Genomic DNA, 20,967 nt, shown 5'->3' on the forward strand with positions numbered 1-20,967 from the left:
CCGGGGCATCCCTGTGCCTGCTAAAGAAGAGTCGGACCCGAGGCAGCTCAGACCGGACTGAGATCAGTCTCGGGTGAGACGGCGATGAGTGACTCGGTGCGGACGGGCCGCGTCTTCGCCGAGTCGTTCGACCTTGTTCTTCTCGTAGGCTTCGAAGTTGCCTTCGAACCAGTACCAGTTCGCCGGGTTCTCCTCAGTGCCTTCCCAGGCGAGGATGTGTGTGGCGACGCGGTCGAGGAACCAGCGATCGTGCGAGACGACCACGGCACAGCCGGGGAAGTCGAGGAGAGCGTTCTCCAGCGAGCCGAGGGTTTCGACGTCGAGATCGTTCGTCGGCTCATCGAGCAGGAGCAGGTTTCCGCCCTGTTTGAGGGTGAGCGCGAGGTTGAGGCGGTTGCGCTCACCGCCGGAGAGGACTCCTGCCTTCTTCTGCTGGTCCGGGCCTTTGAATCCGAACGCGGAGACATAGGCTCGAGAGGGCATCTCCACCTTGCCGACCTGGATGAAGTCGAGTCCGTCGGAGACGACTTCCCACAGGTTCTTGTCCGGGTCGATTCCGCCGCGGGACTGATCGACGTAGGAGATCTTCACGGTCTCTCCGACCTTGAGGTCTCCTCCGTCGAGCTCTTCCATACCGACGATCGTCTTGAACAGCGTCGACTTGCCGACGCCGTTGGGTCCGATGACGCCGACGATGCCATTGCGCGGCAGCGAGAAGCTCAGCCCGTCGATGAGTGTGCGTCCGTCGAAGCCCTTTTCGATCTTGTCCGCTTCGATGACGACATCACCGAGGCGGGGGCCGGCTGGAATCTGGATCTCTTCGAAGTCGAGCTTCTGCGTCTTCTCCGCTTCGGCCGCCATCTCTTCGTAGCGCGCCAGACGGGCCTTCGACTTCGTCTGCTTCGCCTTCGGATTCGAACGGACCCATTCGAGTTCGTCCTTGAGTCGCTTGGCGAGTTTCGCGTCTTTCTTGCCCTGGACCTGGAGGCGCTCCTGCTTCTTCTCGAGGTACGTCGAGTAGTTGCCCTCATAGGGGTAGAGATGTCCGCGGTCGACTTCGGCGATCCATTCGGCCACGTGGTCGAGGAAGTACCTATCGTGCGTGATCGCGATGACTGCGCCCGGGTAGGTCTTCAGGTGCTGCTCGAGCCAGAGCACCGATTCCGCATCGAGGTGGTTGGTCGGCTCGTCGAGGAGCAGCAGATCGGGCTTTTCGAGCAGCAGCTTGCACAGAGCCACCCGGCGGCGTTCACCACCGGAGAGAACAGCGACGTCAGCGTCCGGCGGCGGGCACCGCAGAGCGTCCATCGCCTGTTCGAGCTGGGAGTCGAGATCCCAAGCATCTGCGGCATCGATGGCCTCCTGCAGCTTGCCCATCTCTTCCATGAGGGCGTCGAAGTCCGCATCGGGGTTGGACATCTCTTCGGAGATCGCGTTGAAGCGGTCGACTTTCGCCTTGATCTCGCCGACGCCTTCTTCGACGTTGCCGAGGACGGTCTTCTCCTCGTTCAGCGGCGGTTCCTGCATGAGGATGCCCACCGAGTATCCGGGGCTGAGTCGAGCTTCACCGTTGGACGGCTGCTCGATTCCCGCCATGATCTTGAGAATCGTTGATTTGCCGGCGCCGTTGGGGCCGACCATACCGATCTTCGCTCCGGGATAGAACGACATCGATACATCGTCGAGGATGACTTTGTCACCGTGCGCTTTGCGCGCCTTGTGCATGGTGTAGATGAATTCGGCCATAGTGCACTCAGGCTATCGGTTCGGCACACCCCGGCGCTACTTGACGCCCGGCAGACCCCGGGGTTGTTCAGCAGCCGCCGAAGCGGTGCATCGACCGTCTGCGACTGCTCAGCCGCCGCCGAGTGATGGGGCTTCGCCGGAGGAGTCGCCCTCGTTCGAGGTCTCCCCGGGTCCGCCTTCCCCGGATGTCCCGCCGGAGCCCTGTGAGCTGTCCGACCCCTCGGAGCCTGCGGTCCCCTCCGCTCGCCCGGTGCTCGCCGACTCAGAGTCGTCCCCGCTCGGCGCGGGGCTCTCGGTCTCACCGTCTTCGCCGTTGATATCCTCGCCGGGCAGGTGACCGGCGCCGTTGGAGTCACCGTCTTCGTCGCGCTTCTCGCCCTTCGGCGCTGTGACGCCCTCCGGCCGTTCGACCTCGCCGAACAGACAGGAGCCCGTCGATTCGGTCGGCTGGACGAGGTCGGCGGTGGCTTTGCCCTTCCGAATCTCTCCGACGACGCAGCCTTTGTCGGTCTTGACGCCGAACATCTTCGACGGCACCTCATTGCCCAGTGGAGACTCGTCGATCGTCGCCTCGAGCTGCTCGGGTTCATATCCGGCGTCCAGCATCGTGGTGAAGAACTTCTTCGTCGACGGCACCGCTTCCTTGTCGCCCGTCAGCGGCTTGAGGGCCGTGAGCACCTTGTCGACTTCGGCAACGGGCTTCGCCTGGGTCTGTTTCGGCTGCGGCTGCGAGTCATCGGCACCGAAGCCGAGAAGTGAGCAGCCTGACAATGCCAGAGTCAGTGCTGCGGCACCCAGCACAGGAACGAGACGCATCTGAATCCTCGGCGAGAGGGGACGATTGACTATCTCACTGTAGCCGATCCCCCGTACCGAGGGCGGAAGCAGATCGACCTCGAACCGTCGTATCCACGTGATCAGAACGGTGCTGCGGCTTTCGCAGTCTCACGTGCGATCGCATCGTCTGCGTCGCCCAGCTTGCTGTCTGCCCCCGCAGTTCCCGGGGCATCGGTGGCGACGTCGCGTTCGGTCCCACCCTCGGCTTCGGTCGTGTGATCGTCCTCACCGTTCGTCCCCGTCGCTCCGTCCGGCCCCCGCGAGGCGAGGCTCTCGCTGTCTCCGGTGCCGGTGTCCGGCGGGGTGGGGGCCAAGGCATCCCAGGCCGCACCGTGCGAGCCGGTCGGCACGGTGTTCGCCTGTGTGGCAGGCGGCTGTGACCGATCGGATGCCTTCGCCCGCTTGTAGTGAGCAGTTCCGTATCTGAGATCGGGACCGATGTGCTCGGCGACCACCGTCGGCGAGATTCCGCTGCGCTCCTCGGTGGCCCATTCCCGGTTCCTCAGACTGCCCGTCACGATCACCGCAGCCCCGGTGGTCAGCGACATCGCGGAATTGCTGGCCAGCTCGCCGTAGCAGTCGACGCCGAACCACGAGGTTCCGTCGTCGATGAACTCACCTGTGCTCTTATCGACTCTCCAATGATTGACGGCCAGCCTGAAGGAGGCACAGGCACGTCCGGAGGGAAGTGTGCGTGCGGTCGGCTCTGTGGCGATGGTGCCGGTGACGGTGATCGGGATTGCGGACATCGGTGACTCCAAATCGGTGTGCTGGGACCATGCGGTCTTCGGTGTCCGCATGGACCTCCAGTCAGCCCGATCCTCCGGTCCGGTGTCCAGGGTCAGAAAATGCCCTGTGGACAGTGGTTCTGCGTCCACAGGGCATCACGGTCGGAGTCGTACGCGTTGTGTGTTCGAGTCCGAGGTGCGTGTCTGCGACTCAGCCGAGCATCTCGTAGGCCCGTCGGTGCTCTCCGATGACGGTCTTCACCGGGTTGAGATACGAACTCTGGGCGACGCGACCGACCGCGTCTCGCAGCCTGCCGTCGACTTCGGCGGCCGCTTCTTCAGCACCTCTGGCCCGCGCGGACTTCGCCATCAGCGAGGTCACGACGGAGCCGATGCAGCCGATCACGAACAGACCGACGCTGACGATCCAGCACCATGCCGGCAGCGCACCCGAGCCGATCGCGGCGACGAGCGCGGAGACGATGATGCCGAGGAGACCGATGATCGAGGCGACGAAGAAGATGATCTGCAGGGTATGTGCCAGCGACCACCAACCGGGACTCTGCCGGGCGATCTCCACAGCTGTCACGGCTGAGTCGAGGTTCTGAGACAGTTCGTCCGTGCTCTTCTTCTCTGCCGCCGCGGCCTCGTTCTGCCATGCCTGCGGCATGGTCGACACGGATTCTGCGATGAGTTCGTGCGCCATGAGACGGACATGAGAGCTCTGGGCCCGCGTCGTCGCCGGCACCGAGGCGCGAACGAGCTCGTCCCGATCCTGACCGTGCTTGGCGCCCAAGGGGTCGGGCGCGTTGCGCTGTGCCCATGCGAGGACAGGGTAGCCGGTCTGCCGATAGGCACGGCGGATGTAATCGTCGTGCACCGTCTGTGCCACAGCTTCGACACCTGCGGCTTCCGACATCGTCTCGACCAGTCGGGATGCGCCTGGCAGTTCGTCCGGGGATGAGACCGGTTCTCCGAGATCCTTCCGGATCCGTTTGGCCATCGCCTGCATATCGGCCAACAGCCTCTCGGCAGCGGCATCGTTGGAGTAGACGGTATCGGCGAGGATGCTGCGGATCTCCGGGATGCCTTCTCGGGTCGTAGCCGAGGAGATGCGCACGTTCGTCTCGCTCAGCCCATCTTCGTTGAGCAGCTGGCGCAGATGATCGGTTGCGGCCTTCTGCTCCTCCGGACTGAGTTTGTCGATCTGATTGAGCACGACGACCATGTTCGCACTGTTTTCGGCGAGCTTGGTCAGGTACTCCGAATGCAGTGAGAAGTCGGCGTATTTCTGCGGGTCGACGACCCAGAACACGACGTCGACGAGTCCCACCAGCCGATCCGACTCGACACGGTGTTCGACAGCCGTGGAGTCGTGGTCCGGCAGGTCGAGCAGGATCAGTCCGTGCAGGCGTCGCTGATCGTCGCCGTCGAGGGCCGATTCGCGCCAGGTGCGGCTGCGTTCGGGCACGTGCAGCCAGTCGAGGACATCGTTGCCGCCTTCGCCCCAGACGCATGCGGTCGGGCGTGAGGTCGTGGGTCGACGCACGCCGACGCGGGCGATCTCGAGACCGGCAACCGCGTTGAACAGCGAGGACTTGCCGGACCCGGTGGAGCCGGCGAACGCCACGACCGTGAAATCCTCCCCCAGGCCCAGCCGGTCGTCGGCCCGGTCGAGCAGATTCTGGGCATCGGCGCGAACGTCTCCGGCCAGCTTGTCCTCACTCAGTGACAGCGCATGTCGGATTCCTTCGGCGAGGCGCCGGATCTCGGTCTGTGCAGAACTGTTCACAATGCCACCTCAAGTCGTTCACCGGAGGCGCGCAGGGCGCCCGCTTGCCGCGCCGGTACCGCGGATAGGCTCAGTGCGTTGTCGAAGGGAGTCCGACAGCCCGCGACGATCCCGCCAGCGGCATCGAGGAAGCGCTGACGGATCGACGCGATGAGTCCGGCAGCCTCGTCCGCTCCGAAGATCGTCTCTGCGAGATTGAGTGCGACTGAAGCTCCCTGCGAAGTGGTCTGCCCGGCGTCGTGGGTGCGCTGCGGATCCCAGAAGGCCGCGTATTCGACGACGGCGCACACGCCTGCAACGCCGAAGGAGAGGATTCGGGACTTGGACTTCTTACCCTGACCGATATCGCGGACCAGCGCATTGACCTCGTCGGACCACTGGCTCACCGCCGACTTCACCGCATCCTCGAGCCCGACACCGACCGTGCGCAGTTCAGGCTGGTCGTCGATGAGTGCCGCGCCTGCAGCTGTATTGCGCCACTCGGCATTGACCTCATCGACCGCGTCGATGGCCTGTTCCCGCAGCGAGACCGCCGCACTGCGCAGAATGGCCACGTGCAGAGGTGTGGCAGCGTCATGTTTGCCGGTCACCGCCGCGGAGATGCGATCGCGCATCCGAGCCATCGTCGGCTCCAGGCCGCGGAACAGCTGCCCGGTGCCCACGAAGTCCTGCCAGCGGGCATTGACCTCACCGTGCAGGACCCGTCCGTCGGAGAAGACGTCGACGAGTCCCGATTGGGCAGTTCGGAAACTCGCCTCCAACGAACCGGCCAGAGTGCTGTGGGCCGCTTCCTGATTCTCAGCGAAATCGGCGAGTTCGCGAACTCGTGCGGGCAGGGCGGCGATGGAACCTGCGAGCGTGCGATTGCGGATGCGTTCGAGGGAGCTGCTCTCCGTGCCGACCTGTGAGATCCACGACCGAATCGGATAGATCGCCGCATGAGGCAGCAGCCCCTCTTCGAGTTCGAGCTCGGCGACGGAGAAGATCGGTGAGTTCGCCAGTCCCGCATCAGCGAGCAGGCTGGACAGATGATGCCTGACTTCGCGGTTGGCTTCGGGCGGAACCCGGTCGAGCACGATGGCGACCGAGGTGCTTCGCACAGCCGCAGTCTTCAGCAGGGTCCACGGGGCGGCATCGGCGTACCGGTTCGCCGTCGTCACGAACAGCCACAGGTCTGCACTGAGCAGCACCCTGCGCGAGAGCGCACGATTCGTCTCCGAGATGGAGTCGATATCGGGGCAGTCGAGGATGGCTGTGCCTGCTTCGATGTTCTCATCGGCGATGAGGACGACTCCGGGCACGCTCGACTGCGGGTCGGAGCTGCGCGGCAGTTCAGGCAGATAGTGTTCGGGCTCGAAGGACTTGGCATCGGCGGGATTGAAGATGACGACCGGGTTGCCCGTCGTCGGTCGACGCACTCCGGCGGGGCTGACTCTGCGGCCCACGAGGGAATTGACCAAGGTCGATTTGCCTGCACCGGTCGAACCGCCCACTGCGATGAGGAACGGAGTCCGTGATCGATTGATCCGCGGCAGCACGTAGTCGTTGAGTTCGGAGCTCAGTGTCGAGTGTGCTGCGCGAGCGTCGGCGAAGTCGTCGCTGCGCAGGGTGAAGCGCGTCTCCGACACTCGTTTGACGATATCGTTCAACGCTTGGCCGACCGGCGGCGTCACGGCGCTCTTACTCTCAGTCATCACGCCTCCACTCTCTATGTTTTCCCAGCTTGGCACCAACTGCCACGCCGTATCGGCGCGGAATTGCTCAGCGGCTGAGCTGACCGCTCGATTCCGCCCGATAGGCGGATGCGGGCATAGGAAGCGCCCCCGGCGGGGCTCGAACCCGCGACCTACCGCTTAGAAGGCGGTTGCTCTATCCGACTGAGCTACGGAGGCTCAAACATCGTAACCGATGCCCGGAGGAGAACAGAAAGCGGCCCCGATTCGACGCGGACTGTCTCAGTCGCCGCCGCGAATCAGGGCCGGATCGCTGCTGTGGCAGCTCGGCAGGAGAACCTCAGTATTGACGGGCCGCGTTCTCCATCGACTTGCGCACTGTCACAAAGGACACGGCGACCACTCCTGTCATCGCAAGGATGACTGCTGCGGCTTCGATGCCGAACGCGAAGTCGACGATGATCGGAAAGAATCCCGCGAGCATAAAGCCCACCAACGCGACGAGCGTGAGTGCCGCGGCAACAGAGAAGAGCTTTGCACCATTCATTGTCCATCTCCTTCGTTCGATGCATCCGATGGAGAAAGACTAACGCCAGATGAGACTCACGTCACTGAGAATTTCGGAAGAATCGGACTCAGGACTCTTCGCGGGCGCCGATCGCCTTCTCCAGACGCTCGAGTTTGCCGTCGATCTCTCCGGTGTAGCCGGGCCTGATATCGGCCTTGACCACCAGCGACACCCGAGTGCCGAACTCGCCGACCGCCTCGGTGGCGTCTTTGATGACCGCGAAGACGTCGTCCCATTCGCCTTCGATGGTCGTGAACATCGAGTCCGTGCGGTGCGGCAGGCCGGACCTGCGGACGATCTCGACGGCCGCGGCCACGGCGTCATGGACCGAAGCATCGGCCCCTCCTCCCCCGCTGGGCGCGACTGAGAATGCTGCGAGCATGATGGTCCTTCCTTTCGAGCGCGGTGGGGAGCAGATCGACTCCCCACCGTCTCATCTCTCTGGCTTCGAGTGAACGATTCTGCTCAGGACCGAGCAGGCACTGTGACGATGAGCGAATCGCCTTGCCCACCGCCGCCGCAGAGCGCTGCGATGCCTGTGCCGCCGCCTCGGCGCTGGAGCTCGAGGGCAAGTGTGAGGACGACTCGGGCACCCGAGGCACCGATCGGGTGGCCCAGCGCAACGGCGCCTCCGTTGACGTTGACCTTGTCCTCGTCGATGCCGAGGTCCTTCGCGCTGGCCAGACCGACAGCGGCGAAGGCTTCGTTGATCTCGTAGAGATCGAAGGAGTCGGCAGCAACGCCCTCGCGTTCGGCGGCGGCCTTGATGGCCTGGGAGGGCTGATGCTGGAGAGTCGAGTCCGGTCCGGCGGTCCAGGCATGCGACCGGATCTCCGCAAGGATCGGAGCGCCGAGCTCCTCGGCCTTCTCACGCGACATCACCACGACGGCGCAGGCTCCGTCGGAGATCTGCGAGGCGTTGCCGGCGGTGATCGTTCCATCCTTGCGGAAGGACGGACGCAGCTTGGACAGGGAGTCGACAGTCGTGTCCGGGCGCACCCCCTCATCGGCGGAGACGGTGACATCGCCCTTGCGCGAGCTGATGGTCACGGGAACGATCTCGTCCGCGAAGGCTCCGTTTTCCCGGGCTGCGGCAGCGCGCTGGTGCGAACGAGCGGAGAAGGCGTCCTGCTCGGCGCGGGAGAACTCCCGGTCACCGGCGTTGGCCTCCTCGGTCAATCCGCCCATGGCCTGATCGGTGAAGGCGTCCCAGAGACCGTCGTAGTCCATGTGGTCTTTGACGACGACATCGCCGTACTTATAACCCGAACGCGATTTCATGAGCATGTGCGGCGCCTGGCTCATCGACTCCTGACCGCCTGCCACGACGACGTCGTACTCGCCGGCGCGGATCAGCTGAGCGGCCTGAGTGATCGTATTGATCCCCGACAGGCACAGCTTGTTCACCGACACGGCCGGAACAGACATGGGGATGCCGGCCTTGACTGCAGCCTGTCGACCGGGACCCTGACTGTCCCCGGCCTGGAGAACCTGACCCATGATCACGTAGCCGACGTCGGAGCCCTGGATGCCGGCGCGATCGAGAGCACCGGCGATGGCTTCGGCGCCGAGCTCGACGGCGCTGAGCTTCGACAGCTCGCCCTGCAGCCGCCCGAACGGTGTGCGTGCTCCGGCCACGATTACTGCATCAGCCATATTTCCTCCTCGGATTTCCGCGCTGCGGACTCGTGTCCGCAGCACGTATGCGTTTCAACGTCCTCCAGCCTAGTCGAGGCACATGTGGCCTGCATCACTGGGTCTCCACAGCCCTGGCTGCGGCCCTGTCCACACTCGCGCATTCGCACCCAACACTCATGGAGTCTCCGTTAGAGTAGGACGAGGACAGCCCAAGTACACCCCCTTTCCACGATGACAGGAGTTCGCTTCAGTGACGCCCACCGAAGAATTCCGCACAGCGATGCGCGGCTACGAGAAGAGTGAAGTCGATTCGCGTCTGCAGCAGCTGCGCACCGAGGTCGAATCGGTCCGCAAGGCTCTGGCCGATGCGCGCAGTCAGGTCATCAATGCAGATCGGGCGAAGCTGCAGATCGCCGGAGAGCTGTCCGAAGCCAAGGCACAGCTGAAGAAGGCTGCCAACGACAACGCGGAGGCCGCCGGCCCTCCCGGAAGCCGCATCGATCATCTGCTCAAGATCGCCGAATCGCAGGCCCGTGAGACCCTCGCCCAGGCCAATTCCGACGCCGAGACGATCCGGAACAAGGCTCGCGCCGAGGCCGCCTCCGCACGTGCGCGCATGCACACCGAGAGCAACGACACCTTGTCCAATGCCCGTTCGGAAGCCGATGCGATCACGTCCTCGGCCGAGCTGCGCGCCGAAGAGACGATCAAGGCCGCGGAGAAGCGCGCTGCCGAGCTCAGCGCGACCACCGAACGCGAGACCAACCAGGCCAAGGAAGCGAATGCCGCTTCTGCGAAGGAAGCTCGCGAGAGTCTGGATCTCGAGCTCTCCGAGCTGCGAGCGACCGCCGAGAAGGAAGCTGCCGACCTGCGTGCCGAGGCCAAGACCGAGGCAGAAGAGACAGTTGCCGCTGCACAGGCACAGGCCGATGAGCTGCTCAAGGCCGCAAAGGCTCGTGACGAGGCGTCGAAGAAGGCCGAAAACGACTTCGACGTCGAACTCGCGAACAAGCGCAAAGAAGCCGAGTCCGAACGAAAGAAACGCTACGAAGAGGCACAGGCCGAGAACAAGAAGCTCGTCGAAGAGGCTCAGGCCCGTGCGGCGAAGGCCGACACCGAGGCCAAGGAAGCTGCCGAGCGTGCCGAGCAGACTCGCACCGACGCAGTGAAGAAGGCCGACGAGATCATCGCCGACGGAAAGTCCCGTGCGCAGACTCTCATCGCCGAAGCGCGGGCCACCGCCGAGGCGACCATCGAGGAGTCCGCGGCAGAGGCCAAGCGCAATGTCGCCTCCGCCCAGTCGCAGGTCGATCTGCTCACGAAGCAGCGCAAGACGATCACCGCTCAGCTCGATCAGCTCCGTTCGCTGTTCGCAATGCCCGGGATCATGGGCGGCGACTCAGTGGATCCGGCGAAGGCCGAATCGGCGTCTCACGCCACCGAGCAGATCGCCGACGGCCAGGAGCTCGAAGACCTGCTGGCCGACGATGACTCTTCGGATGCGGCGAAGACCGAGGAGTCGGCAACGTCGACCGATGATGCGAAGTCCGACGGTTCCGCGAAGCCCGACGATTCCGCGAAACCGACCGAGGACGCGTCGTCGACCGACTCCACTGCCGAATCCTCGAAGACCGAATCCACGAGCACGAAGTCGACCGAATCCACGAACTCGAAGTCGACCGGATCTGCGAACAACGATGGGCCCACAACCAAGGGCAGCAGCTCCGCGAAGACTTCCCGCCCGTCGGCCGACGGGGCGAAGTCGACACCTGATGCGAAGAACGCTTCGGGGGCGAACGCCGACTCTGCCGTTGAAGACAAGGACACCGCGGGCACGGATCTGCCCAACGGTGCCACCGACGAGGACACCATCTCGATCGATGCGCAGGTCTCCGGATCGAAGAACAACAACTCGAAGACCTCACGCTCGCGCAACTCGCTGCGCTGAGGCCGCCTGAGACGTTCATGACGAAGGGACCCGCTGATGCGGGTCCCTTCGACGTTTCCGGCTACGGGCGTCGTTCGCAGACGACCGTTCATCCGACCGACTGCAGGCGGCCTGAGATCACCGGAAGCGATCGAAGCAACGCCGATGCCAGTGGCGTCTGCTCTCGACCCCGATCTCGATTCCGTGCGGGGCGTCCTGTCGCCAGGCAACGATATGGGTCGAGGCGGCACTGACGTCGCGGCCGCAGCCCGGGCAGACGTAGACCTTGCCGGATTCGTTTCCCTTCACAGTCTGCACGGACCAGGTTCCATCCGGCAGTGAACGGCTCGTCCTCATACCTGCCGTGGACTCGGACAGATCGCGGTGAGCCTGCTGCCATTTGTTCTTGCGACGCGAGGATGAAGATCGTGGCATTGAGTCATTGTCTCACGTAGGCTGAAGCGCGTGCGTCTAGTCATAGCCCAATGTTCCGTTGATTATGCCGGTCGTCTGACCGCCCACCTTCCGATGGCGACTCGCCTCATCATGCTCAAGTCCGACGGCTCGGTGCTCATCCATTCCGACGGCGGGTCCTACAAGCCGCTGAACTGGATGACTCCCCCGTGCACGGTTCGGCACATCGAACCCGATGACGAGCAGGCAGAGGCCGGCCTGACCGAACTGTGGGAGGTCTCTCAGACGAAGACCGGCGACCGCCTCGTCATCTCCATCGCCGAGGTCCTCGCAGACGACACCTATGAGTTCGGCGTCGATCCGGGGTTGGTCAAGGACGGTGTCGAAGCGCATCTGCAGGAGCTGCTCGCCGAGCACATCGAGACCCTCGGCGATGGCTACAGTCTGGTTCGCCGCGAATACATGACGGCGATCGGTCCGGTGGACATCTTGGCTCGCGACGACGGACAGAAGTCAGTGGCAGTGGAGATCAAGCGCCGCGGCGATATCGACGGTGTCGAGCAGCTCACTCGCTATCTCGAGCTGATGAATCGCGATCCTCTCCTCAGCCCGGTCCACGGTATCTTCGCAGCGCAGGAGATCAAACCGCAGGCACGTACGCTCGCTGAAGATCGGGGCATCCGCTGCGTCGTTCTCGACTATGACGCACTGCGCGGAATGGACGACCCCGAGACACGCCTGTTCTGACCCTGGCCCTCCCGATGCGCGGGAAGAGGTCGACGAGAACAGATCGCTCACCGGACACGGAAGAGCTCTGCCGGACTCGGAAGCCGGTGATTCCTCGACGGGCAGCGATGTGTGGGAGGTTCAGCCGAAACTGAGGACGTCGCGCTTTACGACCCGTTGAACGTCGACGCCGAGGCTGCGCAGGTTATCGACGAAGTTCTCGTAACCGCGTTCGATGTGGTCGATTCCGGACACTTCGGTCACTCCCCCGGCGCGCAGTGCGGCCATGACCAAGCCCGCTCCCGCTCGAATGTCAGAGGCCTCGACTTCGGCGCCGGAGAGGCTTTCGCTGCCGGTGACCAACGCGTGGTTGCCGTCGATGCGCACCTTCGCACCGAGACGTGCGATCTCCTGAACGAAGCGCCAGCGTGCTTCGAACAGGTTCTCCGAGAGCAGACCGATTCCGTCGGAGACCGAGTTCAGTGCGATGACGAACGGCTGCAGGTCGGTCGGGAATCCGGGAAACGGCATGGTGGCAACCCGGATGGCGTGAGGGCGCTCGGCGCCGATGACACGGAATCCCTTGCCTTCCGTCCCATCACCGAGGATGATATCGCCGAGGTCGTCGACCGTCGCGCCCGAATCACGCAGCTTCATTCCGATGTTCGGCATGATGTCGAGCCCGACTCCGCGCACGGTCACGTCGCCTGCGCTCAAGGCGGCTCCGAAGGCGAAGGTACCGGCGACGATGCGGTCGCCGACGGTGCGATGGGTGACCGGCTGCAGCGATTCGACACCGGTGATGGTGAGGTCGGACGTGCCCACTCCTTCGATCTGCGCACCCATCTCGACGAGCATCGTGCAGATGTCGACGATCTCGGGTTCGCGCGCCGCGTTGGCGATGGTGGTGGTGCCCTGAGCGAGGGTTGCCGCCATGACGAGGTTCTCGGTGGCACCGACGGAGGGGAACTCGAGGACGATCTCGGTACCGCGCAGACCGTTCGGAGCCTCGGCGACGAAGTAGCCGTGGTCAAGATGCACGACTGCTCCCAGTGCCTCGAGCCCGGCCTGGTGCATGTCGAGTCCGCGGGAGCCGATGGCATCTCCGCCGGGAAGTGCCACATGCGCGGCGCGCATCCGTGCGGTCAGCGGACCGAGGACGGAGATCGACGCCCGCATCGCACGGACGAGTTCGTAGTCGGCCTGGATGCCGACTTCGGCGGGGACGTCGATGCTGACAACGCCGTCTTCAGCGTCATAGTCGACCGTGCAGCCGAGGCGGACGAGCAGTTCGACCATGATTCGCACGTCGAGGATGGCCGGGACGTTGGTGATGGTGGTGCGCCCCACGGCGAGGAGGCTCGCGGCCATGAGCTTGAGGACGCTGTTCTTGGCGCCTCTGACATCGATGGTTCCCGCCAACTGTGCGGGCCCGGTCAGGCGGAAGACATCCATTAGGTGAACCGTCCCATCGTCGGATTGAAGCCAGGGGGTGATGATTCGAGCCACGAAGCCATCGTGGACAGGGATTCGGTGTCCATTGCCAGGGACACCGAACGCGGACGACCGTCCGCCTTGCCGTACGAGCAGTCGACGACGACGGCTTCGGGCAGAACCGAGTACTGCTCACCGGAGGTGGGCTTGCGCCGGACGAGGATGTCCAGATCCGCGCGCGGCAAACGGAATGCGGCACGGCGCGTGAGCGCGAAGACCGGATACCAGTCCAGGGATGTGACGGAGAACACCGCCACGCCCAAACGCCAACGTGGGCGAGAAGAATACTCCTCGCCCACGTTGATGGAACAGTCGAAGGCACCCGAGAGCTTCGAGATCGACCTGCGTCGGATCGTGACGACCACGATCAGCGCAAGCGCGAGTCCTACCAACGAGAGCAGAACGATCAGCAGGACAGAAGGGTTCACGGTTGCCAGTGTAACGCGCAGATCAGAGAAGTTCGGCCTGATCAGCGGCAATGATCACACGGTTGTTCTCCACCGAGAGGAATCCGCCATCGGCTTTGACCCTGATGGTGTCCTCTCCCGGGGTGAGAATCCGTGCCTCGCCGTCGGCGACGACACCCAGCACGGGCTCGTGACCCGGCAGGATGCCGATCTCGCCGTCGAGGGTACGGGCGATGACGCGCTTGGCCTCACCCGCCCATACCTCGCGATCAGCAGCCACGACATTCACTTCGAGTGTCGCCATGGCTTACTTCTGCATCTCTTCGTAGTTGCGCATGACATCGTCAAGGCCACCGACGTTGAAGAATGCCTGCTCAGGGATGTGGTCGACTTCACCGGAGCAGATCTTCGAGAAGCCTTCGATCGTGTCGGCCAGCGGGACGGTCGAACCGGGAACCTGAGTGAACTTCTCAGCGGTGTAGGTGTTCTGCGAGAGGAACTGCTCGATGCGACGTGCACGGTGAACGACGAGCTTGTCCTCTTCACCGAGTTCATCGACACCGAGGATGGCGATGATGTCCTGCAGCTCCTTGTTCTTCTGCAGAATCGCCTTGACCTCATTGGCCACGCGGTAGTGCTCGTCACCGACGATCAGCGGATCGAGGATGCGCGAGGACGATGCGAGCGGGTCGATCGCCGGATACAGACCGCGCGAGGCGATGTCACGGCTGAGTTCCGTGGTCGCGTCGAGGTGGGCGAATGTCGTCGCCGGAGCCGGGTCGGTGTAGTCATCGGCGGGAACGTAGATCGCCTGCATCGACGTGATCGAGTGACCACGCGTCGAGGTGATGCGCTCCTGCAGCAGACCCATCTCGTCAGCCAGGTTGGGCTGGTAGCCCACGGCAGAGGGCATGCGACCCAGCAGGGTCGAGACCTCGGAGCCGGCCTGGGTGAAGCGGAAGATGTTGTCGATGAACAGCAGCACGTCCTGGTTCTGCACATCGCGGAAGTACTCCGCCATGGTCAGCGCCGACAGCGCCACGCGCAGACGGGTGCCTGGGGGCTCATCCATCTGGCCGAACACCAGCGCGGTGTCCTTGAAGACTCCTGCCTCATCCATTTCCATGATGAGGTCGTTGCCCTCACGGGTACGCTCGCCCACACCGGCGAACACCGAGGTACCCGAGTGGTTGTGCGCGATGCGGAAGATCATCTCCTGGATGAGCACGGTCTTGCCGACGCCGGCGCCGCCGAACAGACCGATCTTTCCACCCTGGACATAGGGGGTCAGGAGGTCGATGCTCTTGATGCCGACTTCGAGGATCTCGGTCTTCGACTCGAGTTCGTCGAAGGACGGTGCCGGACGGTGGATGGGCCACCGTTCGGAGATCTCCAGCTCCTCGCCGTCGGCGAGGTTGAGGCAGTCACCGGTGGTGTTCCACACGTGGTGCTTGGTCACGTCTCCGACGGGAACGGAGATCGGTGCGCCGGTGTCGACGACTTCCTGTCCGCGGACGAGGCCGTCGGTCGGCTGCAGCGACACGGCGCGGACGAGTCCGTTGCCCAGGTGAAGCGCGACCTCGAAGGTCAGCTTCCGGGTGCCTTCGGACAGTTCCACCGACGCGGTCAGTGCATTGTAGATCTCGGGCACGGAGTCGAGCGGGAACTCGATGTCGACAACCGGGCCGATGACTCGGGAAATCCGGCCGAGGGCAGTGCCCTGTGCCGGAGAGGTTTCCGTTGCTGTGGCAGTCATGGTCTCTTTCTCTCTGCTCTCGCCGGTCAGTCGCCGGCTGCCGATGCCGCGAGGGCATCCGCCCCACCGACGATCTCGGTGAGTTCCTGGGTGATTTCCGCCTGGCGAGCCGTATTGGCCAACCGGGTGTAGGTCTTGATGAGATCATCCGCGTTGTCCGTGGCTGTCTTCATCGCCGCCTGTCGCGATGCCTGCTCGGATGCAGCTGCACTGAGCAGCGCCGACAGAATGCGCGAATCGATGTATCGCGGCAACAGAGCGTCGAGCACAGCCTCCGCACTCGGTTCGAACTCGTAGAGTGGGAACGCGGGGGCGTCGGACGATCCGCCGGCCTGTCCGTCGGTCGATGCCTCTTCGGCGTCGACGACCTCCAGCGGAAGCAGACGCCGGTATTCCGGGTCGTGCGTGACGCTGGAGACGAAACGGGTGAAGACGATGTAGATCTCGTCGATCCCGGAGTCGTCCGACTCCGGATCGAAGTTCTCCAACAGCGCCTCACCGATCTCGCGGGCGTGCTCGGCCAACGGGTTCTCGGAGATGCCTGTCCAGGACTTCTCGATCTTGCGATCGCGGAAGGTGTAGTAGTTCTTGGCCTTGCTGCCGACCGTGAACAGATCCACACTCTTGCCCTCGTTGCGCAGCAGCCGAATGAGTTCCTCGGCCTCGCGCAGCAGGTTCGCCGAATAGGCCCCGGCGAATCCGCGGTCGGGACCGATCACCAGGACGGCAGCACGCTTGACGTAGTCCGATTCCGTGGTGAGAACGTGGTCGACGTTCGACTCGCTGGCCACTGCCGACACGGCCCGAGTGAGGGCGTTCGCGTACGGGCTTGCCGCCTGCGAGCGGGCAATGGCCTTCTGGATCCGCGAAGCAGCGATGAGCTCCATCGCCTTGAAGATCTTCCTCAAGGACTGAGTCGAGCGGATCTTCTGTTTGAAGACCCTCTGCTGGGCTCCCATCAGTTCTTCCTTTCGCCGTTACGGAACAGGTTCAACGCTTCTGCCGAACGATCTGCTCCTGCTCGACCTCGTCAGAGGAAGCGGCTGCGGTGTCTTCGCTTCCGGCCTTCGATCCGCTCTGGTCCGAGCTGGCGAAGTTCCGGGTGAACTCGGCCAGGACGTTCTTCAGCTCTTCGGTCGTGTCGTCGTCGAGCTTCAGCGTCTCACGGATGGTCGTGAAGATGCCGGTCTTGCGCTCGATGTGATCGTGCAGTTCGGTCTCGAACCGGAGCACGTCGTCGACCGGGATCTCGTCGAGGTAGCCGTTGGTTCCGGCGAAGATCGACACGGTCTGCTTCTCGAACGGCATCGGAGCGTACTGACCCTGCTTGAGCAGTTCGGTCAGTCGCGCGCCGCGGGCCAGGTCGCGCTTGGTCGCATCGTCGAGGTCGGATGCGAACATCGCGAACGCCTCGAGCGAACGGTACTGGGCCAGCGAGATCTTCAGCGTGCCCGAGACCCCCTTGAGGGCCTTCGTCTGAGCGGCACCACCGACTCGAGACACGGACACACCGACGTCGACAGCGGGACGCTGACCGGCGTTGAACAGATCGGACTGCAGGAAGATCTGTCCGTCGGTGATCGAGATGACGTTGGTCGGAATGAACGCACCGACGTCGTTGGCCTTCGTCTCGATGATCGGCAGACCGGTCATCGAACCGCCGCCGAGCTCATCGGAGAGCTTCGCGCAGCGTTCCAGCAGACGCGAGTGCAGGTAGAAGACGTCACCGGGGTAGGCTTCACGGCCCGGCGGACGACGCAGCAGCAGGGACACAGCACGGTAGGCCTCGGCCTGCTTCGACAGGTCGTCGAACACGATGAGGACGTGCTTGCCGTCGTACATCCAGTGCTGACCGATTGCCGAACCGGAGTAGGGAGCGAGGTACTTGAAGCCGGCAGGGTCCGAAGCGGGAGAGGACACGATGGTCGTGTATTCGAGCGCACCGGCCTCTTCGAGTGAACGCCGGACGCCAGCGATGGTCGAGCCCTTCTGCCCCACGGCCACGTAGATGCAGCGGACCTGCTTCTTCGGGTCCCCGGTCTCCCAGTTGGCTTTCTGGTTGATGATCGTGTCGATCGCCAGAGCGGTCTTACCGGTCTTGCGGTCGCCGATGACCAGCTGACGCTGCCCACGGCCGACGGGGATCATCGCATCGATGCTCTTGTAACCGGTCTGAAGGGGCTCACGGACCTCCTGGCGGTCCATGACGCCGGCAGCCTGGAGTTCGAGCTCGCGGCGGCCGACGGTCTCGATATCGCCGAGTCCGTCGACGGGACGCCCCAGCGGATCGACCACACGACCGAGGTAGCCGTCGCCGACCGGGATCGAGAGGACCTCACCGGTGCGGTAGACGTTCTGCTCTTCGGCGATGCCGGAGAACTCGCCGAGGATGACGACGCCGATCTCGCGTTCGTCGAGGTTCTGTGCCAAGCCCAGGGTGCCGTCTTCGAACCGCAGGAGTTCGTTGGCCATGGTGCCGGGCAGGCCCGAGACGTGGGCGATACCGTCACCAGCGGTGACGACCTTGCCGACCTCGGTCTTTTCCGAGCTCTCCGGGTTGTACGAGTCAACGAACTTCCCGAGAGCGTCCCGGATCTCTTCCGGGCGAATTGTCAGTTCCGCCATCTGGTTTCCCTGCTTCCTTTACTCAAATCTTGCGTCCGGCGACCGGTGGGCCGCCGATGCCGGAGAAGCCGGCCACTAGTGTCAACCTGCGAGCTTGCGCTGCACATCGGCCAGTCGATCGGCCACGGTCGAGTTCATCATCTCGTCGCCGACCTGCACCCGGACTCCCCCGAGCACGTCGGGATCGACCTGGACATTGAGGACGAGTTCGCGACCATAGTTGGCCGACAATGCCGCCTGCAGCCGTTCGGTCTGCGCCTCGCTCAGAGGCTTGGCGACGGTGACGTCCGCAACCGACCGCTGCTGCCGGGCGGCGAGGATATCGCTGTACTGGTCGAGCGCCTTCGCCACACGAAGACCGCGCGGGTGCAGAGCAGCCTGTTCGACCAGCCTGATGGTGTCGGGCTGTGCCTTGCCGGCGAGCAGGTCCGTCACGAGAGCGCGCTTGCTCTCGTCGGTGGCCTGCGAATCGAGCGCGCGGGACAGCTCGTGGTTGGATTCCAGCAGACGCGCGAAGCGGAAGATCTCCTCTTCGACCGCTCCCAGCTTCGCGTCGGCCTGTGCGGCAGCGGCAATCGCTGTCACACCGGCGACTTCGAGGCTGGTGACGAGGTCCTGGGTCCGCGCCCAACGGCGGCCGACTGCCTGATCGCTGATGCGCAGAACCGCATCCGTGATCCGAGTCGAGAACAGAGTCCGCAGCAGCTGCTGCTTCCTCTCGGCCGACTCGGAGGAGTCTGCCAGAGCCTTGCGCAGTCCGACATTCTCGGCGAGGAAGCCGACGACTGCCAGAGTCTCCTCACCGATCTGTCGGGGGTCTCCCCCGGAGATCTCGGAGTTCGCGGTCTCGAGGACGGCCTGCAGGGACAATCTGCTCGACTGGAGCATCACGCCCCCTTGACCGGCTGCGCGGACGAATCGGACTCGAGATCGGAGATGAAGCGATCGACCACATTGGCCGAACGCTGATCATCGGTGAGGGACTCACCGACGATACGCGAAGCCAGGTCTGTGGCGAGAGTGCCGACCTCGGAACGCAGCTGCACCATGGCGGACTGACGTTCGGCGTCGATCTGAGTCTGTGCCTGAGCGATGATGCGATCAGCCTCGGTGTGAGCCTGGGCTTTCATCTCGGCGATGATCTGGGCGCCCTCTTCCTGAGCCTCGGCGCGCAGTCGTGCAGCTTCGGCACGACCGTCGGCGAGCTGCTTCTGATACTCGGCCAGAGCCTGATCGGCTTCGGCCTGCACCTTCTCGGCCTTCTCAATTCCACCCTGGATGCGCTCAGCACGCTCGTCGAGGGTCTTGTTGAAGGCGGGAAGGACGTACTTCCAGACAACCAGGAAGACGATCAGCAGACAGACGGCACTCCAGAGGATGTCGTAGGCCGCCGGGAGAAGCGGGTTCTCCGCGGAGGCGACGATGTTTACCGGAGTCATCTTTCAGTCCTCTTCGAGATCAGGGCAGGAAGAACGGGGTGGCGATACCGATGAGGGCCAGGGCCTCGATCAGAGCGATACCGAGGAACATGTTTCCGCGCAGGGCGCCGGCCATTTCGGGCTGACGAGCGGTACCTTCGATGGTCTTGCCGATGACGATTCCGACACCGACACCGGGGCCGATTGCGGCGAGGCCGTAACCGATCGTCGAAACGCTACCTGACACTTCGGCGAGCATATCCATAGGATGCTTTTCCTTTCATAATGAAGCCGGGTGGTTGGCCCGACCGTGCAACTCGTGAGTTACGGATCTGGGGGTGCGAACTCAGTGGTCGTCCGAGATCGCGGCATTGATGTACACACAGGACAGAAGAGCGAAGATGTAGGCCTGCAGCACGACGATGAGCATCTCCAGGACGAAGACGAACATGCCGCCGGCGAAGGTGACGATGCCGAAGAACTGGAATCCGTTCGCAGCGTCGAAGAGGAAGAAGCTCGTGGCTGAGAAGCAGAGGACGAGCAGGAGGTGGCCGACCATCATGTTCGCGAAGAGTCGGATCGCCAGAGTGAACGGCTGAGTCACGAACTTCGTGATGAACTCGATCGGGATGAGCAGGATGTGCATCGCCGGCGGAACGCCGGGCAGGATGAGCGAATCCTTGAGGTAGCGGCCGAGTCCCTTCTCTGCGATGCCGGCCCAGTGGTAGGTCACGTAGACCACGAGGGTCAGCACGATCGGCATGCCGATGACGCCGGTGCCCGGCATATTGAGGAACGGAATGAGCTTCGTGACGTTCCAGAAGAGGATGCCGAAGAAGATCGCCACGATGAGCGGCATGAACTTCTTGGCCTTCTCCTTGCCCATCGTGTCCTCGGCGATGCCGACGGTGACGAATTCCATCGCGAGCTCCATGCTCGACTGGAATCGGGACGGGATGAGCTTCATGCGCTTGGCCCAGACGGCCAGAAGCACAACGACGGCGACGGTGGCGATGATGCGGATGAGCATCACGCGGTTCATTTCGAACGGTGTGCCCTCAAAGAGGAACGAGGCTGGAAAGAACTCAGCCATCGACGGTGCGTGGAAGCCGCCTTCTGCAGCACTGACTGTTGTGTTCGCGGCGTTGAGTGTTCCCACGTTTTTACTACTCTCCCATGGTCAAGGGCCCTGATGGCCTGGCCTAGGCCCCGCACTGA

The 20,967-nt window shown here is 63.7% G+C and carries 21 protein-coding genes and 1 tRNA gene; 2 read left to right on the forward strand and 20 right to left on the reverse strand.

The window, feature by feature from the left end; translation table 11 throughout:
• Nucleotides 1-63: 63 nt before the first annotated feature.
• The 9 genes from ettA to AD89_RS0101840 all read right to left on the reverse strand — a co-directional run bounded on the left by ettA (nt 64) and on the right by AD89_RS0101840 (nt 9,000).
• Nucleotides 64-1,746: an energy-dependent translational throttle protein EttA gene (ettA, locus tag AD89_RS0101800; RefSeq protein WP_025776898.1), complete on the reverse strand. Its 1,683-nt coding sequence runs from the start codon at nt 1,744-1,746 to the stop codon at nt 64-66.
• A gap of 108 nt (nt 1,747-1,854) precedes the next feature.
• Nucleotides 1,855-2,562, reverse strand: coding sequence for a DUF6993 domain-containing protein (locus tag AD89_RS0101805; protein WP_025776899.1), 708 nt, complete (start codon nt 2,560-2,562; stop codon nt 1,855-1,857).
• A 101-nt stretch (nt 2,563-2,663) separates the two neighbouring features.
• Complete coding sequence (locus AD89_RS19165; protein ID WP_197021700.1) at nt 2,664-3,332, reverse strand: single-stranded DNA-binding protein; 669 nt, start codon at nt 3,330-3,332, stop codon at nt 2,664-2,666.
• A gap of 190 nt (nt 3,333-3,522) precedes the next feature.
• Nucleotides 3,523-5,103, reverse strand: coding sequence for a GTPase (locus AD89_RS0101815; RefSeq protein WP_025776901.1), 1,581 nt, complete (start codon nt 5,101-5,103; stop codon nt 3,523-3,525).
• A complete protein-coding gene (locus AD89_RS0101820) occupies nt 5,100-6,797 on the reverse strand; it encodes a dynamin family protein (RefSeq protein WP_025776902.1) in 1,698 nt (565 codons plus the stop codon). Before AD89_RS0101820 ends, AD89_RS0101815 begins: the two co-directional genes overlap by 4 nt.
• 124 nt (nt 6,798-6,921) lie before the next feature.
• A tRNA-Arg gene (locus AD89_RS0101825) sits at nt 6,922-6,995 on the reverse strand.
• Between the two features lie 121 nt (nt 6,996-7,116).
• On the reverse strand, nt 7,117-7,323 hold the full coding sequence (locus AD89_RS0101830; RefSeq protein WP_025776903.1) for a hypothetical protein: 207 nt from the start codon (nt 7,321-7,323) through the stop codon (nt 7,117-7,119).
• Nucleotides 7,324-7,411: 88 nt separating this feature from the next.
• Complete coding sequence (locus AD89_RS0101835; RefSeq protein ID WP_025776904.1) at nt 7,412-7,726, reverse strand: thiamine-binding protein; 315 nt, start codon at nt 7,724-7,726, stop codon at nt 7,412-7,414.
• A gap of 83 nt (nt 7,727-7,809) precedes the next feature.
• A complete protein-coding gene (locus AD89_RS0101840) occupies nt 7,810-9,000 on the reverse strand; it encodes an acetyl-CoA C-acetyltransferase (protein ID WP_025776905.1) in 1,191 nt (396 codons plus the stop codon).
• Between the two features lie 232 nt (nt 9,001-9,232).
• Here AD89_RS0101840 and AD89_RS0101845 point away from each other — a divergent pair, with 232 nt between their 5' ends.
• Nucleotides 9,233-10,930, forward strand: coding sequence for a cell division protein (locus AD89_RS0101845; protein WP_025776906.1), 1,698 nt, complete (start codon nt 9,233-9,235; stop codon nt 10,928-10,930).
• 117 nt (nt 10,931-11,047) lie between these two features.
• Here the strand turns inward: AD89_RS0101845 and AD89_RS0101850 are convergent, their stop codons facing one another.
• A complete protein-coding gene (locus tag AD89_RS0101850) occupies nt 11,048-11,344 on the reverse strand; it encodes a hypothetical protein (protein ID WP_025776907.1) in 297 nt (98 codons plus the stop codon).
• A gap of 30 nt (nt 11,345-11,374) precedes the next feature.
• On the opposite strand from AD89_RS0101850, the gene nucS reads away from it, so the two are divergent.
• Nucleotides 11,375-12,070 (forward strand): endonuclease NucS, encoded by a 696-nt coding sequence (gene nucS, locus AD89_RS0101855; protein ID WP_025776908.1) that lies wholly within the window; start codon nt 11,375-11,377, stop codon nt 12,068-12,070.
• A 120-nt stretch (nt 12,071-12,190) separates the two neighbouring features.
• Here the strand turns inward: nucS and murA are convergent, their stop codons facing one another.
• The 10 genes from murA to atpB form a co-directional block, all read right to left on the reverse strand.
• Nucleotides 12,191-13,504: a UDP-N-acetylglucosamine 1-carboxyvinyltransferase gene (gene murA / locus AD89_RS0101860; protein WP_025776909.1), complete on the reverse strand. Its 1,314-nt coding sequence runs from the start codon at nt 13,502-13,504 to the stop codon at nt 12,191-12,193.
• Entirely contained in the window at nt 13,504-13,971 is a 468-nt protein-coding gene (locus tag AD89_RS0101865) for a DUF2550 domain-containing protein (RefSeq protein WP_025776910.1), read from the reverse strand. Before AD89_RS0101865 ends, murA begins: the two co-directional genes overlap by 1 nt.
• 22 nt (nt 13,972-13,993) lie before the next feature.
• The gene (locus AD89_RS0101870; protein ID WP_025776911.1) at nt 13,994-14,254 is read right to left on the reverse strand and encodes a F0F1 ATP synthase subunit epsilon; all 261 of its coding nucleotides are present in this window, start codon (nt 14,252-14,254) and stop codon (nt 13,994-13,996) included.
• Nucleotides 14,255-14,257: 3 nt separating this feature from the next.
• Nucleotides 14,258-15,706: a F0F1 ATP synthase subunit beta gene (gene atpD / locus AD89_RS0101875; RefSeq protein ID WP_025776912.1), complete on the reverse strand. Its 1,449-nt coding sequence runs from the start codon at nt 15,704-15,706 to the stop codon at nt 14,258-14,260.
• Nucleotides 15,707-15,732: 26 nt separating this feature from the next.
• Nucleotides 15,733-16,665 (reverse strand): F0F1 ATP synthase subunit gamma, encoded by a 933-nt coding sequence (locus tag AD89_RS0101880; RefSeq protein ID WP_025776913.1) that lies wholly within the window; start codon nt 16,663-16,665, stop codon nt 15,733-15,735.
• A gap of 31 nt (nt 16,666-16,696) precedes the next feature.
• Nucleotides 16,697-18,331 (reverse strand): F0F1 ATP synthase subunit alpha, encoded by a 1,635-nt coding sequence (gene atpA / locus AD89_RS0101885; RefSeq protein WP_025776914.1) that lies wholly within the window; start codon nt 18,329-18,331, stop codon nt 16,697-16,699.
• A gap of 81 nt (nt 18,332-18,412) precedes the next feature.
• Nucleotides 18,413-19,219 (reverse strand): F0F1 ATP synthase subunit delta, encoded by an 807-nt coding sequence (locus AD89_RS0101890; protein WP_025776915.1) that lies wholly within the window; start codon nt 19,217-19,219, stop codon nt 18,413-18,415.
• The gene (locus tag AD89_RS0101895) at nt 19,219-19,770 is read right to left on the reverse strand and encodes a F0F1 ATP synthase subunit B (RefSeq protein ID WP_025776916.1); all 552 of its coding nucleotides are present in this window, start codon (nt 19,768-19,770) and stop codon (nt 19,219-19,221) included. The genes AD89_RS0101890 and AD89_RS0101895 overlap by 1 nt, the downstream gene beginning before the upstream one ends.
• A 19-nt stretch (nt 19,771-19,789) precedes the next feature.
• A complete protein-coding gene (gene atpE, locus AD89_RS0101900; protein ID WP_025776917.1) occupies nt 19,790-20,014 on the reverse strand; it encodes a F0F1 ATP synthase subunit C in 225 nt (74 codons plus the stop codon).
• Nucleotides 20,015-20,095: 81 nt separating this feature from the next.
• Complete coding sequence (gene atpB, locus AD89_RS0101905; protein WP_231488360.1) at nt 20,096-20,908, reverse strand: F0F1 ATP synthase subunit A; 813 nt, start codon at nt 20,906-20,908, stop codon at nt 20,096-20,098.
• Nucleotides 20,909-20,967: the final 59 nt, after the last annotated feature.

The organism is Brevibacterium sp. VCM10, assembly GCF_000583215.1.
Lineage (GTDB): Bacteria > Actinomycetota > Actinomycetes > Actinomycetales > Brevibacteriaceae > Brevibacterium > Brevibacterium linens.